The sequence below is a fragment of the Chryseosolibacter histidinae genome (assembly GCF_018598225.1).
GTDB classification, from domain to species: domain Bacteria; phylum Bacteroidota; class Bacteroidia; order Cytophagales; family Cyclobacteriaceae; genus Chryseosolibacter; species Chryseosolibacter histidini.
Genome location: NZ_JAHESF010000057.1, coordinates 17,516 through 33,789, shown reverse-complemented (window position 1 = coordinate 33,789; position 16,274 = coordinate 17,516). Strand labels below are relative to the sequence as shown.

The window sequence follows — 16,274 nt, the reverse complement described above, 5'->3', positions numbered from 1 at the left end:
CCCCCCCCCCCCCCCCCCCCGTTTTTTTGCACGCTCACGCCGGCATACGCGATTGCCTCTTGTCTGGGGGGCTCGGAGATGTGTATACGGGCCAGTCCCTATCTTGTTTACATGAAACCACTCCTCCTCATCCTCTGCATTCTATTCGCAGCTACCACCCACGCCCAAACCGATGGCACATCAAAAGTGATCGATGACCTTAACCGCGCCATAGACCGGGCGGTGGTGAACCGTGACCTCGCTATCCTTCAGAAGCACTATGGTGAAGATTTTGTGTTCACACACGGTACCGGCACTGTAGACTCGAAAGAAAGCTGGATGAAGAGCATTCAAAAGCTCACAGACGACAACCGGTTCACCTCACGTGAGCACGACTCAACGCAAGTGGAGCTTCACGGCGACATTGCCATCATCACCGGCAAACTTTCAGCAGTGCGACTCACGCCCAAAGAAACAAAACGATACGCCCTGCGTTATGTACGGGTTTACGCGCTTCGAAAGAAGACCTGGCAATTGATCTCCCACCGGACTACGGAAGAGTGGCACCTGTAGGGAAGTTGACAATTGACAAATTCCGATAGCAAGCTATCGGAGCAGTTGACAACGGTTGGACTCACTTTTACGGATATGTTGTCAATTCGAATCAGCGCACTGTCGGGTTAGCCGAAGCTCTCCCATTGTCAATTGCCATTTTGTCAATTGTCAATTATTGCTCACTCTACATACAAAACCAGCCCCTTCAAATATTCCCCCTCAGGGTGAAAGATCGACACCGGATGGTCAGCGGGTTGTGAGAGGTGGTGGAGGACCTTGATCTGGCGGCCGGCCTGGATGGCGGCGGAGACTACGGTATCGTAGAACAGCTGGCGGTCAACCACCTGCGAGCACGAGAAGGTGAAGATCACGCCGCCGGGTTTGATCACGCGCATGGCCTCGGCGTTGAGCCGCTGGTAGCCACGCACAGCCTGGTGCCGGGCATCGCGGTGTTTGGCAAAAGCTGGCGGATCGAGCACGATCACATCATAAACGTCCTGTTTGTCTTTCAGGAAATCGAAGGTATCTACAGCATAACACTGGTGGATGTTGGGACTGAAGCCGTTCAGCTCCAGGTTCTTGCGCGTGAGGTCGATGGCCCTTTCAGAAGCATCGACGGAATGTACCAGCGCGGCGCCGGCGTTGAGGGCATACACGGAAAATCCGCCGGTATAACAGAACGTGTTCAGCACATTTTTGCCTTTGGAGAAATCGCCCAGCAGCCTCCGGTTCTCACGCTGATCGAGAAAAAATCCTGTCTTCTGACCTTCTTCCCAGTCGATATAAAACTTGTTGTTGTATTCCAGCACAATGTGCGGCACAATGCCCATGCCCAGCAGGTATTCGTCTTGTTTGGCATCGCGCATCTTGCCGGGCAGGGTCGACTGACTTTTATAATAAATGGCTTTGGTGCCTTCCATCACTTTTTGCAACGCAGCGGCAATATGCAGCCGGTCGTGATGCATACCCACCGAGTGGGCCTGGATAATGGCAATGCCGTCGTAGTAATCGATGATCAGGCCGGGTAAGCCATCACCCTCTCCGTGGATCAGCCTCATGGCGTTGGTGGCAGCAGAGGGCAGGCCGGCAGCGGCGCGCAGCTGACAGGCACGCTGAAGTTTTTCTTCCCAAAAATTTTCTGATGGCGGTGTGTTTTCAAAGGAGAGCATCCTCACGGCAATGCTACCGTTCTGATAGTGGCCGAACCCCAGCGTTGAGGCGCGGGCATCCTGGATTTCTACCCAGCCACCATCCGCTGCTTCGCCTTCCATTTTCTGAATGGCCCCTGAAAAGATCCACGGATGCAAGCGACGGATCGAGATTTCTTTACCTTTCTTAAGTGTGATTTTACCGGGGATGGTCATACTGCTGCGTCAAGAACGCAAAAGTATCAAAAACTATCATGGGGTAACTCAGAATGCGGGAGAATTGGTAAACCAAATGATGGTACCCAGAAAAGCTACAAGCCAGAACACCAGGGCATACTTCAGCTTGCGCAACAAACGATAGGCTTCTTCATGCTTGTTGTCTTCATTCGAATTTTCGGGCCAGGCTGAGTATAAGTTTTCCATTACCCTCACTTACGTGATAATGACTACTCTTGTTTTACGTCAGATGCGTCATTTTTATAAAAAGTTTCTCAAAAACAAGAAATACCGTATTGGGGGTGATTTTATTTCACCCTTTCGAAGTGGTATGGAATGACTTTACCATCACCTTCAATAGACGCCTCGATCACATCTGCATTTTCTTTACGGATCAGTTTGTAACGGATGACCTTCGGGAAATCATGTTGCGGATTTTCGGCTACAAAACCCTGCGCGTTGTGTTGTGTGAGCTTGAAATCTACCGGCGGCTGATCTCCCGCAAGATCTGGAATGTAGTGAAATGAATTTCCCTCATATATGAAACGGATCTGTTCCATCGCAACGGTATCGGTGCCCTTTATCCTGAAAGAAAAACCTTCGAGCGCTTTGCCATCGCGCGCAGGTTTCCACCTTTCAAAGACCATCTTGTCTTTTATTTTCCAGGTGCCTACCAGCCATGCGAATTCTTTCACCTGTGCTTGCGATGCGCCCGCGATCAGCAGGCATACACTCATGATCATGATTTGTTTTTTCATATATTTTTTTTGATCAAAGAACAGACAGTGTCACATCAATGTCTTGTAAAAAAACGACACGACTATCAAACCGTCACTTGAAAATGCCACTGTCTCGGTATTCTGCGCCCAGCATGTGTTCGTACCAGATCTCACTTCCCTAATCACTGGGGCCTGCATTTCAGGCGGCTCCTACGGAGCCATGCCGCAAATTGGCATTTCGTAGCTAGAGACAGGGAACTCCTAACGGAGTTTAGAAATAAGTCCCTGGATACATTTCGCTCAGAACAAATTGCCTCGCGATATATCACTAAAGCGCCCTTCATGAGCCGTTGCCTTTAGAAATTGCTCGATACATTCCTTTGGCTTCTGTTCAGTGATAATATCCCCTCCATACATTGTCGTCCCAATGGCTCTTAAAAGCTCCGTCAGGAGCAGCCTGTCTCTAGAACATTGTACAACACATTTTTCGGCTCCTTGCGAGCCTCCTAATGCACACTAGAACTTTAACCAGCTACACGACTATCGGTTCAGAAAAAAATTCGAGAACGCATGGTTCTGACTGAAATACGATTCAGGATTCTCACCTGTAAACTCCCTGAATTCCTTGTTGAAGTGTGCCTGGTCGAAATATCCGCACAAATACGTCGCCTCCGCTTTTGTAAGCTCGGGCTGCTGCACCAACCTGTAAACATGCGCAAACCGCACGAGCCTTGAATACAGTTTTGCTGATACGCCCACCTGCTGCAGAAAAAGCCGCTCTACTTTCCGGCCCGAGACCTTAAACTTCCCCGAGAGCTCGCTGATAGAAACCTGGCCCTGATGCTGATGGATCTCGCTGATCAGTGGCTCGATGGCAGAAGGATCCTTTCGCTTGACACGGTGCAACATAAATGTTTCAACCATACGGATCCTTTCCTGGTTGTTGCCAGCACTTCGGATCTTCTCAGCGAGATCTTCTGTCTCCCGATCCAACACATCTCCCAGCGCATAGGTCTCGTTGGTGAGCAGATGCATATCGCAGCCAAGCAGCCGCCACATACCGAGCGGCCGAAGCTTCACACCGAGCACACCGCTGTTGCCTGTGGGTGTAAGAAAAATAGGTTTATTGAGCTGGCCTGCGGCGATCGCGAAACTTTGAAGTGTTTCCGGAGCGCCTTTCCTATGAACTTTGTAACGATCACCGAAATGAAACACCAGCTCGCTGCTGCCGTCGGGAATGATCTTCTGCGTTACGGTGTCAGAACCCTCAACAATCCAGTAGCATTCAACAACATGCTGAAGCTGTGGATTTGGAACGAATGTTGAGTATTCCATCGTTAGATTATTCTCTAAGGTAAGCTTATTTCAGCATTCCGGGAGGTACAATTTACCGTTCAGGGAATAGCCGGAAACAAAGTCCGAAATATTTCGTACTTAGATTACAAAACCTACGTTTAGGCAGAGGGCGGCAGAAAAAAGTTAGAAACGGGGGGCCAGAAACTGACAAAATTTCCTGTAAACATCTACCTGCGTAGTTTTTGCAAAACATTTGTTCATTAATTCAAAATACAGTTAAATAAATTGTTCAATGATATGAGAAGATTCAGTTCATTATTTCTCGCAGCTGTTCTGGGAAGCGTCTGTACAGTTGCATCCTACCAGTTTTTGGAGGAAGATAACCAGGGGAAAGCGGCGATAGAATATACGGCCAACGTACCTGCCAGCAAGGTAGCGTATACGGTGAATGCAGACGGAAAAGCAGTGCCGCTTGATTTTACCGGCGCGGCAGAAAAAGTAATGCCGGCGGTGGTGCACATCAAATCGTCACAAGACGGTAACAGGAGAGAAGAGACGCAGGAGAATGATCCTTTCAGAGAATTTTTCGGACCGCGTTTTCAGCAACCCGGTCCCAGCCAGAGCGCAGGTTCAGGTGTGATCATTAACGCAGACGGCTACATTGTAACCAACAATCACGTGGTGCAGGATGCAGACGACATCGAAGTTTCACTGCTCGACAACAGAACCTACAAAGCCGAAGTAGTGGGTACTGATCCCGACACGGATATTGCATTGATCAAGATCCAGGAAAAAGGATTGCCTTATCTTTCTTTCGTAGACTCAGACAATGCGAAGGTTGGCGAGTGGGTTTTGGCTGTAGGAAATCCATTCAACCTCAACTCTACTGTAACAGCTGGTATTATCAGCGCGAAGGGAAGAAGCATCAACATCCTGAGCAGAAACTCTGAGCAGGGCAGCACGGCCATCGAGTCTTTTATTCAGACAGACGCGGCCATCAACCCCGGTAACAGTGGTGGCGCGTTGGTAGATCTCCAGGGAGGTTTGCTGGGTATCAACACGGCCATTGCAAGTCCTACCGGTGCTTATTCAGGGTATGGTTTCGCGGTTCCGTCTGATATAGTAAGCAAAATCGTTGAAGACCTGCTGAAGTTCGGCGTGGTTCAGCGCGGCTGGCTCGGTGTTTCCATCCAGCCTGTGAACAGCCAGCTTGCCAAACAATATGATCTTTCTGTTCGCGAAGGTGCTTACATCGCAGCTTTTGCCGAATCGAGCTCTGCAAAAGAAGCTGGATTAAGGGAAGGTGATGTAGTGACAAAAATTGATAATACAACGATTCGTTCCAATACTGCATTAATTGAGTATATTGGAAGACATCGTCCCGGCGATAAGCTCGACGTTACTGTAAACCGCAAAGGTAAAGAGCTGACGTTCCCTGTAGTGCTGAAAACACGCGAAGGCGCAACCACTGCTATCAAAGCTGAAGATCGCAGCGGATTTGCATCACTCGGCATGGAATTGGAAGATGTAGATGCAAAAGTTCTTAAAAATCTTGATATTGAAAATGGAGTGAGGATCAAAGACCTCGGCAATGGCAAACTGGCCCGTTACACGGATATCCGTGAAGGGTTCATCATCACCAAGGTCAACGAAACTCCTGTAAAATCCGTTAAAGAATTCAATGAGCTCTTGAAAAGAAAGAAAGCTGGTGAGCTTGTGATTCTCTCAGGCCGATACGAAAATTCCCTGAGGGAGTACAACTACGCTTTCAGAATGTAAATTGTAGTAATATTATGAGAAGACTGTTCAGGAAAGGCGAACGCGTTCGCAGTAAAATTGATGGAAAAGTGGTGGAAGTTCTCAAGTACATTAAAAAGAACCTCGTTGAAGTGATGTGGTTCGACATGGAAAAGAAAGAGCCCCGCAAAAACACGATAGAAGAAGATAAGCTTTCCAAGGCAGCATAAAGCATTTGAAACCTGCGGCTATTAAACGTGGCTGCAGGTTTTCTTATTTTCTTTCACCGCCAGACGCAATTACGGCGCCTTCACTCACCTTTTATTTTCAAATCAGGTCTCAAACTCCGATTTGTCTTACCTTTGTGCCTGATTTAAAAACACGCCGTTATCAAAAAATTTGATATCCCCGCTTATTACCGGTCATCCGTTACCGGAAAGATCAAAGAGCTTCGCAGGATCAAAGACCTTCGCAAGCAGGATTTTACCCCTACGGTGCTGGATTTCGGTCCTGTAAAATTCTACATCGCCCGCCATTTCGGCTTCTGCTACGGCGTAGAGAACGCCATTGAGATCAGCTACAGGGCTCTGGAAGAAAATGCGGGCAAGCGGGTGTTTTTATTGAGCCAGATGATCCATAACCAGGAAGTGAATAACGACCTGCAGGGCCGTGGCATCAAATTCATCATGGATACAGACGGCCGGCAATTCATTTCATGGGATCAGATCCATCAGGACGATGTGGTCATCATTCCCGCCTTTGGAACCACCGTTGAGATCGAACAGCTCCTGCTCGACAAAGGTGTTGAAGTGCAGAAATACAATACCACCTGTCCGTTTGTTGAAAAGGTCTGGAACCGGGCTGACAAGCTGGGCAAAGAGAACTATACCGTGATCATTCACGGCAAGCCGAAACACGAAGAGACGAGGGCCACGTTCTCGCACAGCGCACAGGGCGCCCCGGCGGTGATCGTGCGCGACATAGAAGAAGCGAAACGCCTGGGCGAATACATTACCCATGACAAAAGCCAGGAAGAATTTTTCGAAGAGTTCGCCTGGAAACATTCCGAAGGGTTCGATCCGCACCGCGACCTGCAGCGGGTAGGTGTTGTGAACCAGACAACCATGCTTGCCACCGAAACCCAGGCCATCGCCGATTATTTCAGGCAGCTCATGTTACTGAAGTATGGCGCCGAAAACCTGAAAGAACATTTTGCCGACACCCGCGATACATTGTGCTACGCCACCAATGATAACCAGGACGCCACCTACCAGCTATTGGAAACCGATGCAGACCTGGCCATTGTAGTGGGCGGTTACAACAGCTCCAACACATCGCATATTGTGGAACTATGTGAGCGTAAATTCCCCACGTATTTTATCAACTCCGACCGTGAGATAAAATCTGCCAGTGAGATCCATCATTTTAATTACGACAGAAAAGAGAAGATCGTCACCCGCGATTTCCTGCCTGCCAAAACCCCTGTGAAGATTGTGCTCACCAGCGGCGCCTCCTGCCCCGATACCCTCGTAGACCGTGTCATGCTACGGGTGTTAGAATACTTTCCGGGATCAAGATCGGTGGAGGAAGTTCTGGCGAAGTTGTGAAACTGTTTCCGGTTACCGGTTGCCAGTTGCCGGTTTAAGTGGGGTACACTTTCACTGGCCTGCTCCGATCGGGTGACACGTGAGATTTGAGATAAGCGAAGTTCTTCACCAGAATTGAAATACAACAGTGATAATTAACACCCGCAACAAACTGGCAACCGGTAACTGGCAACTGGCAACAGATTACTAACTCTTCACACAGCCCTCGCGGTTATCACGCTTTCTCAGTAGTATTGTGTATGAGAAACGTCCTCTGCTTCCTGCTCCTGAGCATGCCCTTCGTGGCGGCTGCCCAGGAATCTCCTGCCGATACCGCTAAAACACTACAACCCGTGTTGATCCAGGCTTATGCTTCGGGCCGGCCCCTGAACGAGATCCCCGCTGCTGTTGCCTATATCGGTAGCCAGGATCTTCAGCGGTTCAGCAATACATCCATTCTTCCGGCCGTCAACGCCATTCCGGGCGTGCGGATGGAAGAACGTTCGCCGGGAAGTTACCGGTTCTCGATCCGCGGCAGCCTGCTCCGCTCACCTTTTGGCGTGCGGAATGTGAAGATGTACTGGAACGGCCTTCCATTGACTGACGGCGGTGGGAACACCTATCTCAACCTGCTCGACTTCAACTCAGTGGGCAACCTGGAGATCATCCGCGGCCCGGGCGGAAGCCTTTATGGGGCAGGTACCGGTGGCGTGGTGCTGCTGAACAGTGCGCTGATCAAACAAACACAGCTGGACGTTTCTGCGCTCGGCGGAAGTTATGGCTTGCAACGTTACAGCATCGGCCAGCAGTTCCATACCGACAGGTTGAATGTGCGCATCCAGTATGCTTATCAGGCGTCGGATGGCTATCGCGTGCAAACAGCCATGGGTCGCCATGCCGTGAATGCAGACCTCGTGGCTAAGCTCAGTGAAAAAAGCACGTTGTCTTCTACCTTCTTTTATACAGATATGTTCTATGAGACCCCAGGCGGACTCACAAAGGCACAGTATGACGAAAACCCCCGGCAGGCAAGGCCAACAGCGGGAGCCATTCCCGGAGCCGTTGAACAGAAGGCCACTATCTACAACAAAACACCTTACCTTGGTTTGTCTTACGATCATGAGTGGAACGACCGGTGGTCGACTCGCGTGGGCATCTTCGGCTCGCAATCAACCTTCACAAACCTCGCTATCAGAAACTACGAAGAGCGGAAAGAGCGCAACGCCGGCGCCCGCACAGAAACACAATATCATTTTGGAAAGGCCAGTAAAAACAAGATCACGCTGGGCGGCGAATACCAGGTGTTCAGTTCGCCGATAACGAACTGGGATAACAATGGCGGCGAGAAAGGTGCCGTGCAGGTGAGTGACGATCTGTCTTCATCAATGCTGGTCTTCTTTGGCCAGGCCGAGTTCGAGCTGCCGCTCCGGTTCTTTGTTACCGTTGGTGGCAGCGTGAGCTTTCTTAACTATGACTTCACCCGAAAAGAACCGTTCCCCGTTACCAAGCAAGACAAAAATTTCGATGCTGAATTCGCGCCGCGTGTAGCACTGCTGAAAAAGATGTCTGATAATTTTTCGCTCTATGCCAACGTGAGCCGGGGCTTTTCTCCTCCATCGCTGGCGGAGGTCAGGCCTTCCACCAATGCTTTCAACAGCAGTCTGCAGGCCGAGCGTGGTGTGAACTACGAGATCGGCGGGCGGGGCACAGCATTCCGGAAGCTCACGTACGATGTAACGCTTTACGATTTCAGGCTGAGGCAAACCATCATCACCCAACGGCTGGCAGACAATGCAGAATATTTTGTGAATGCTGGCAAAACAACACAGCGCGGCATTGAAGCAGTGTTATCGCTGAATGCCCTGCAGAACGCCGGAAGTTTTATCTCTGACCTCAAAGTGTGGAACAGCTATGCCTATAACCACTATCGCTTTGCCGAATACGTGAACGACGGCACAAACTACTCGGGCAACAAGCTCACCGGTGTTCCTGCTTCTGTGAACACAACAGGCGCCGACCTGGTGATGAAGCACAAGGTTTATCTGAACATCACGGCCAGCTATGTCGATCACATTCCGCTCAACGATGCCAATACTGTTTTTGCAAACGAATATTTTCTGCTGGGAAGTCGCGCCGGTTTCAGAACGAAGATAAACAACACACACCTGCTGGATATTTTCGCCGGCGTTGACAATGCGCTGGATAAAAAATACAGCCTTGGCAACGACCTCAATGCAGCGCCCCCAGCGGGTAGATATTTCAACGCGGCAGTACCCAGGAATTTTTACGTCGGCGCAAGGTTTACTTTAGGGATGTGACCATGCTCTCGTCAGTTCCATCGGTCATTCTAAAACAACTGGAAGAGTCCGTGAGTAGCAACCCCACGGATTTTTCTTTTTGCGGTGGCGGATGCATCAACCATGGCGGACGATTGAAGACCCGGACTGGTGATCTTTTTCTGAAATGGAATGACGCAGCAAAATTTCCGGGCATGTTTATCGCGGAAGCAAAAGGATTGAAGCTGCTGCGCAACGCGGGAGACATATACATACCCGAAGTGATCACTGAAGGGGTGGCCGGGTCTTTGCAATTTCTGGTGCTGGAGTTTGTGGAAGAGCACCCGCAGGCTGGCACTTACTGGACAGACCTCGGGCAGCAGCTCGCCAACCTGCATAAACACACAGCGCCCACTTATGGACTGGATCACGCCAACTACATCGGCTCACTGCCACAGCAAAATACACGCACAGAAAAATGGACGGATTTTTTTATCACGCAACGCCTGGAAGCTCAGGTAAAGCTGGCCCTGGATCGTGGTAAGATCAACGTGGACACGGTCATGCTGTTCAGCATATTGTACAACAAACTGGGTGATCTGCTTCCGGAAGAAAAGCCCTGCCTGCTGCACGGGGACCTGTGGAGTGGGAATCTCATCACAAATGATAAAGGAAGACCCTGCCTGATCGACCCGGCGGTGTATTATGGCCATCGCGAAGCAGAAATTGCGTTTACAACACTTTTTGGAGGTTTTTCAGATGAATTTTATAACAGTTACCACGAGGCTTTTGCACTTGCACCGGGATATGCAGAACGTTTCGATATTTATAACCTGTATCCTTTGATGGTGCATGTAAATCTTTTTGGCGGTGGATATGTCTCACAAGTGGTTTCCATTCTGCGGCAATGGGTATAAACCGATTGGTAATTTTTCTTTACCTTAGTTGCCCTTTTATACACGCATAACTTTCAAAAATCAAATCATCTATTAAACCCCTATTTATTTTATGAAAAACCTTGTCTTAAGATCGTTGGCTATCTTCATTTTTACAGCTGTAGTGCTCACAAGCTGCGATGAACTCGGTGACGTCACCATCAATGAACCCGTAACCACTTCAATTACTGTAGATGAAACGGGCACAAATCAAAATGTGACGTATAGCAAATCACTGGTAGTAGATGCTACCTCAAACGCAGAGATCGAGAAGTACAAAGACAACCTGAAGAGCTTCACTGTGAACAAGATCACCTTCAAGATCAAGAATTACAGTGGCGAAGCTGCTACTACACCGCTTTCAAAGGTGAGCTATTCTGCTACAGGAAGTGCGGCTAACGCCATCGAGATCGCCAGCATCACTAATTTCAATATCAAGGCTGCTGCCGATGCTGGAACAGAAACAGAGCTGGTTGTGTCCAATACCGACCTCCAGGCCATGGCTGCCATTCTGAAAAATAATCTGTCCATTACATTATACCTGAATGGATCGCTTACCAAAACCCCTGTAAAATTCACAGCAGAATTTACCGTGGACGCTACCATTGTAGCCAACGCGTTGAACAATTAATCGTTCATAGAGAAAGATAAATTACCAGTTTTAAAATTCAGGAGGTTGTCATCAAAGGCAACCTCCTTTTATTTCTGTCCATTTTTAAGCGTGAGGTTCGCCATGATCAGCTCGGCATGCACGCGTGAATTTTCAATGAACCACTTGTTGGTCTTCAATCCTCCGCAAACCACGCCGGCCAGGTAAAGGCTCGGCACATTGGTCTCCATGGTTTGCGCATCGTATACAGGGGTGTGAAATTCGTCGTCGTGAAATTTGATGCCCAGCGATCCCATAAAATCGAACGGTGGCTGATAGCCGGTCATCGCCAGCACAAAATCATTGTCGAGGATTATATCTCCCTCGGGTGTGCGAATGTCTACGGTATGTTCATCGATCTTCAGCACCTTTGAGTTGAAGAGCGCTCTGATCGATCCTTCCTTGATCCTGTTCTCGATGTCGGGCTTCACCCAGTACTTGACGCTTTCGCGGATGCCCTGCTCGCGGATCACCATGGTAACATCGGCACCCTTCCGCCACGTTTCAAGGGCCACGTCAACGGCAGAGTTAGCGGCGCCCACCACAATGATCTTCTGGCCGAAATAAGGATGGGGCTCGTCGTAGTAATGCCGGACCTTTGGAAGATCTTCTCCCGGCACGTTTAGCAGATAAGGCAGGTCATAAAATCCCAACGCCAGCACCAGCGCCTTTGCTCTATACCTGCCACGCGTGGTCGTTACCTGGTGGATGCCCTGCTCGATCACAGACGATGTTACAGCCTCGTACAGCTTCACGTTCAGCTGCCAGCTTATGCACACCCGGCGATAATATTCCAGCGCCTCGAAACGGTTGGGCTTCGGCCCGTGAGAAATAAAAGGCACACCGCCTATCTCCAGCCGTTCAGAGGTGGAGAAGAACGTCATACCCAAAGGATAATGATACAGTGAATTTACGAGGCAGCCCTTTTCCAGGATGAGGTAGCGGAGACCTGCTTTGCTCGCTTCAATGCCACAGGCCAGGCCAATGGGACCGGCGCCGATAATGATCAGATCGTAGTGTGTGCTGTCTTCGCTCATGGTATGCCCCGCTTCTTTAAAATTGTACAAATGATCCCCTATGCTCAAACGCTGCAGGTACAGCTATCGCTCTCTTCCCAAGAGGGGGACTAAGGGTGAGTTTACTGCCTTTCATCACTTAAGCTGCTGAAATGGTTCTTACTTTATTTAGCTTTATTGTTGTTAAACCTGAACTTATGCTGTCGAAAAAACCGCAGTCAATTTACAAGCTTTTTATTATACTCATTGCGCTCATCACGATATCCACATCGCAGGCGCAGCAGAAATTCCCGACCGCGGATATCGAACCCTTCTTCGATCTCCGCTTTACACCGGCCGAGCGCGACTCGCTGCTCACGGGCCTGCAGGAGTACCAGAAGTCTATCACTGCCCTGCACCAGTACAAGCTCGATAACAGCGTGCCCATGTCGCTGCTGTTCAATCCGCTGCCGCACGGATTCAGCATCGAGACCACGCAGAAGTCCATCGACTGGGGCTTACCCAAAGATGTAACCCTGCCATCAGACCGCTCGGAGCTTGCCTTCTATCCTGTGTACAAGCTCGCTTCGCTGATCAAAGCTAAAAAGATCACCTCACTGGAGCTGACACAGCTTTACCTCGACAGGATCAAAAAATACGGCGACACGCTCAAGTGTGTTATCTCCGTGCTGGAGGCAACCGCCCTGGCACAAGCGCGCAAAGCCGATGAAGAAATTACGAAAGGAAAATACCGCGGTCCGCTGCACGGCATTCCGTACGGCATCAAAGACCTGCTGGCGGTAGAAGGTACCAAGACCACATGGGGTGCAGAACCGTATAAAGATCAAACCATCAACACCGTGGCTACTGTGGTGAAAAAACTGGAAGAGGCTGGCGCGGTGCTCACCGTGAAGCTCACCATGGGCGCGCTGGCGATGGGAGATATCTGGTATGGTGGTGTCACTAAAAATCCCTGGAACCTGAAAGAAGGCTCCAGTGGTTCTTCTGCCGGATCCGCTTCTGCAACGGTAGCAGGACTCGTCGGCTTTACCATCGGCACGGAAACACTCGGCTCCATCGTGTCACCATCTACCCGGTGTGGCGCCAGCGGACTGCGACCCACGTTCGGTGCCGTAAGCAGGCATGGTGCCATGGCATTGAGCTGGAGCATGGACAAGATCGGGCCCATCTGCCGCTCGGCGTTCGACTGCGCGCTGGTGTTCAATGCGATCAGGGGTGAAGATGGACTCGACCAGACCGTGCACAACGCGGCCTTCAACTATAACGCAAAAACCGATCTGAAAAAATTAAAGGTAGGATACATCAAGTCGGCGTTCGATGCCGATTATGGCACCAAAGCCAACGATGCTAAAGCGCTTGAGGTGCTGCGATCGATGGGCATACAACTGACGGCCGTGGAAATGCCCACCGGTATTCCTGTAGGTGCGGTGAGGCTGATGCTTACGGCCGAAGCTGCCGCTGCCTTCGATGAGCTTACCCGCTCCAACCGCGACAGCCTGTTGTCGAATCAGCGCAAAGGCGCGTGGCCCAATATCTTCAGAACGGCGCGGTTCATTCCTGCTGTAGATTATATCAACGCATCGCGCATCCGGCAAACGCTGATCGAACAATATCACCAGGCCACCAAAGATTTTGATGTGATCGTTTCGCCCAGCTTTGGCGGCACACAGCTGCTGACCACCAACCTGACCGGTCATCCCTGTGCCGTGGTGCCAAACGGATTCAATGCCAACGGTTCGCCTACAAGCATCTCGTTCATCGGGAAGCTGTATGGCGAGGCGGCTATCCTTTCAATGGCCAGGGCGTACCAGGAAGCTTCGGAGTGGGATGAAAAGCATCCGCCGCTGTTCCATTGATCTGTCGTAACTTATCGCATTAAACAACTGTAGCTTATATATTTTATGAAGAAGGTACTATCCATGCTGTTGCTCATCTCATCCGCCACAGTATTTTCGCAGAAGATGATCACCGTTGACGACTTCACCACCAAAAACACTTTTACGGCCCGCACGGTTACCGGCATCAACTGGATGAACGACGGCAAGTACTACTCGGCACTTGACGACAACAAAGTGATCCGGTACGATATCACCACTGGCCAGGCCGTTGAAACGATCGTTGATGGCGCCGCCCTGAATCCCCGAATTGAGATCCACAGCTATTCGCTCAGCGCCGATGAGAAAAAACTCTTGCTGCGCACGGACTATAAAGGCATTTACCGCCGGTCTTATTCAGCGGAGTATTATGTATACGATATTCCCTCACGATCTGTGAGCAAACTTTCCAGCGGTGGCAAGCAGTCTTACGCCGCCTTCTCTCCCGATGCCAGCCGCGTGGCTTTTGTAAGGAGCAACAATCTCTTTATGGTGAACCTGGCCGATAAAAGTGAAACGCAGGTAACGGCCGATGGGAAGTTCAACGCCATCATCAACGGCACCACTGACTGGGTCTATGAAGAAGAGTTCGGTTTTGTTGACGCGTTCTTCTGGTCGCCCGACGGAAAAAAGATCGCCTACTATCGTTTCGACGAATCTGCCGTGAAGGAATACAACATGCAGGTGTGGAACGGACAACTTTATCCCAAAGATTACAAATACAAATATCCCAAACCCGGCGAGGCGAATTCCGTGATTGAGATCTGGGTTTACGATGTAGCTACAGGCAAAAAGGTAAAAGCCGACATCGGTACTGAAACGGATATTTACATTCCCCGGGTGAAATGGACGACAGACCCGAACATGTTGTCTATCTGCAAGCTCAACCGTCTTCAAAACCATTTTGACCTCATTCACACCAACGCCACCACGGGCGAATCGAAGACCGTGTTCACGGAGAAAGACGAGGCCTATGTTGATATCGAAGGCATGGACGACCTCACTTACCTGGATGATGGCAAGCAGTTTATTTATAGCTCTGAGTCCGATGGTTACAAGCACCTGTATCTTTATACGATAGACGGAAAGCTCGTGCGCCAGATCACCACGGGCAATTTCGAAGTGTTGAAATATGTGGGCCTCGATGAAAAAAATAAAACACTTTATTTCACCTCCACGGAAGTGTCGCCGCTCGAGAAACATTTTTACTCCATTGGCCTCGACGGTAAAAAGAAGACCCGGCTTTCACAGGCTGCGGGTACACATACCGTGAACATGAGCAACGACTTCCAGTTCTACATTGATTATTACAGCAGTGCCAGTCAGGCGCCGGTGGTAAATCTCTACCGCACCAAAGGCAACAGCATGATCAAAGTGCTGGAGAAGAACGAAGGCCTTGTACGTGCCAGCGAAGAATATGGCCTCGCAACCAAAGAGTTCTTCACCTTCAGCGGCAACGACGGCACCCAACTGAACGGTTACATGCTCAAACCCCGGAACTTCGATGCCGCCAAAAAATATCCCGTAATGATCTACCAGTACAGCGGGCCTGGTTCACAGAATGCCGCCAACGACTGGGGTGGGAAACATTTCTACTTTCACCAGCTGCTCACACAAAAGGGATACATCGTGGCCGTGATCGATACGCGCGGCACCGGAAGCCGGGGAGAAAAATTCAAGAAGCTCACCTATAAACAACTCGGCAAGTATGAGCTGGAGGACCTGATCTCAGCAGGAAAATATTTTGCATCGCTGAACTACGTGGATGGGTCCAGGCTGGGCATCTGGGGTTGGAGCTATGGCGGCTACATGTCGTCATTGGTGATGACCCGGGGCGGTGGCGTGTTCAAGGCTGGCATCGCGGTGTCGCCGGTCACCAACTGGCGTTTTTATGATAACATTTACACAGAGCGATACATGCAAACCCCGCAGCTCAATGCTAGCGGATATGATGATAATTCTCCTTTGACGTATGCTGACAAGTTGCAGGGAAAATTCCTGCTCATTCACGGTACGGGCGATGACAACGTGCACTTTCAGAACTCAGTGGTGTTCCAGGAAGCGCTGATCAATGCCGGCAAACAGTTCGAGTCGTTCTATTATCCTGATAAGAACCACCGCATTCCCGGCGCGAAAACCCAACTGCACCTATATACCCTGATGATGGAGTTCGTGCTTCGAAATCTTTAAATGCAGGTTCCCGCGGATTACGCAGATGAACGCAGATCATGCACTAAATCTGCGAAAATCAGCGTGATCTGCGGGAAATATGAATTTTCAATAAGTAT

14 protein-coding genes are annotated in these 16,274 nt (G+C 50.0%); 9 read left to right on the top strand and 5 right to left on the bottom strand.

Features of this window, described 5'->3' with window-relative positions:
• Nucleotides 1-111: 111 nt before the first annotated feature.
• Nucleotides 112-552, top strand: a complete 441-nt coding sequence (locus KK083_RS29780) for a nuclear transport factor 2 family protein (protein ID WP_254169805.1) — start codon at nucleotides 112-114, stop codon at nucleotides 550-552.
• Nucleotides 553-713: 161 nt separating this feature from the next.
• Here KK083_RS29780 and KK083_RS29775 read toward each other — a convergent pair whose 3' ends face one another.
• From KK083_RS29775 to KK083_RS29760, 4 genes are all read right to left on the bottom strand, one after another.
• Nucleotides 714-1,898, bottom strand: a complete 1,185-nt coding sequence (locus KK083_RS29775) for a class I SAM-dependent rRNA methyltransferase (RefSeq protein ID WP_254169804.1) — start codon at nucleotides 1,896-1,898, stop codon at nucleotides 714-716.
• 48 nt (nucleotides 1,899-1,946) lie between these two features.
• Complete coding sequence (locus KK083_RS29770; protein ID WP_254169803.1) at nucleotides 1,947-2,105, bottom strand: hypothetical protein; 159 nt, start codon at nucleotides 2,103-2,105, stop codon at nucleotides 1,947-1,949.
• Nucleotides 2,106-2,206: 101 nt separating this feature from the next.
• Nucleotides 2,207-2,656 carry a DUF6265 family protein gene (locus KK083_RS29765; RefSeq protein WP_254169802.1) on the bottom strand — a complete coding sequence of 150 codons (450 nt, stop codon included), beginning with the start codon at nucleotides 2,654-2,656 and terminating at the stop codon, nucleotides 2,207-2,209.
• 501 nt (nucleotides 2,657-3,157) lie between these two features.
• Nucleotides 3,158-3,952, bottom strand: coding sequence for a helix-turn-helix transcriptional regulator (locus KK083_RS29760; RefSeq protein ID WP_254169801.1), 795 nt, complete (start codon nucleotides 3,950-3,952; stop codon nucleotides 3,158-3,160).
• A gap of 258 nt (nucleotides 3,953-4,210) precedes the next feature.
• On the opposite strand from KK083_RS29760, the gene KK083_RS29755 reads away from it, so the two are divergent.
• From KK083_RS29755 to KK083_RS29730, 6 genes are all read left to right on the top strand, one after another.
• Nucleotides 4,211-5,692, top strand: coding sequence for a Do family serine endopeptidase (locus KK083_RS29755; RefSeq protein ID WP_254169800.1), 1,482 nt, complete (start codon nucleotides 4,211-4,213; stop codon nucleotides 5,690-5,692).
• A 14-nt stretch (nucleotides 5,693-5,706) separates the two neighbouring features.
• Nucleotides 5,707-5,880 (top strand): hypothetical protein, encoded by a 174-nt coding sequence (locus KK083_RS29750; RefSeq protein WP_254169799.1) that lies wholly within the window; start codon nucleotides 5,707-5,709, stop codon nucleotides 5,878-5,880.
• Nucleotides 5,881-6,039: 159 nt separating this feature from the next.
• Nucleotides 6,040-7,257 carry a 4-hydroxy-3-methylbut-2-enyl diphosphate reductase gene (locus KK083_RS29745; RefSeq protein ID WP_254169806.1) on the top strand — a complete coding sequence of 406 codons (1,218 nt, stop codon included), beginning with the start codon at nucleotides 6,040-6,042 and terminating at the stop codon, nucleotides 7,255-7,257.
• Nucleotides 7,258-7,496: 239 nt separating this feature from the next.
• Nucleotides 7,497-9,554 (top strand): TonB-dependent receptor family protein, encoded by a 2,058-nt coding sequence (locus tag KK083_RS29740; RefSeq protein ID WP_254169798.1) that lies wholly within the window; start codon nucleotides 7,497-7,499, stop codon nucleotides 9,552-9,554.
• 2 nt (nucleotides 9,555-9,556) lie between these two features.
• Nucleotides 9,557-10,429 (top strand): fructosamine kinase family protein, encoded by an 873-nt coding sequence (locus KK083_RS29735; protein WP_254169797.1) that lies wholly within the window; start codon nucleotides 9,557-9,559, stop codon nucleotides 10,427-10,429.
• Nucleotides 10,430-10,520: 91 nt separating this feature from the next.
• Nucleotides 10,521-11,078, top strand: a complete 558-nt coding sequence (locus tag KK083_RS29730; RefSeq protein WP_254169796.1) for a hypothetical protein — start codon at nucleotides 10,521-10,523, stop codon at nucleotides 11,076-11,078.
• 68 nt (nucleotides 11,079-11,146) lie between these two features.
• Here KK083_RS29730 and KK083_RS29725 read toward each other — a convergent pair whose 3' ends face one another.
• A complete protein-coding gene (locus tag KK083_RS29725; RefSeq protein WP_254169795.1) occupies nucleotides 11,147-12,133 on the bottom strand; it encodes a YpdA family putative bacillithiol disulfide reductase in 987 nt (328 codons plus the stop codon).
• A gap of 176 nt (nucleotides 12,134-12,309) precedes the next feature.
• Between KK083_RS29725 and KK083_RS29720 the strand changes: the two genes are divergently transcribed.
• Nucleotides 12,310-13,968: an amidase gene (locus KK083_RS29720; protein ID WP_254169794.1), complete on the top strand. Its 1,659-nt coding sequence runs from the start codon at nucleotides 12,310-12,312 to the stop codon at nucleotides 13,966-13,968.
• A 45-nt stretch (nucleotides 13,969-14,013) separates the two neighbouring features.
• The gene (locus KK083_RS29715; RefSeq protein ID WP_254169793.1) at nucleotides 14,014-16,176 is read left to right on the top strand and encodes a S9 family peptidase; all 2,163 of its coding nucleotides are present in this window, start codon (nucleotides 14,014-14,016) and stop codon (nucleotides 16,174-16,176) included.
• Nucleotides 16,177-16,274: the final 98 nt, after the last annotated feature.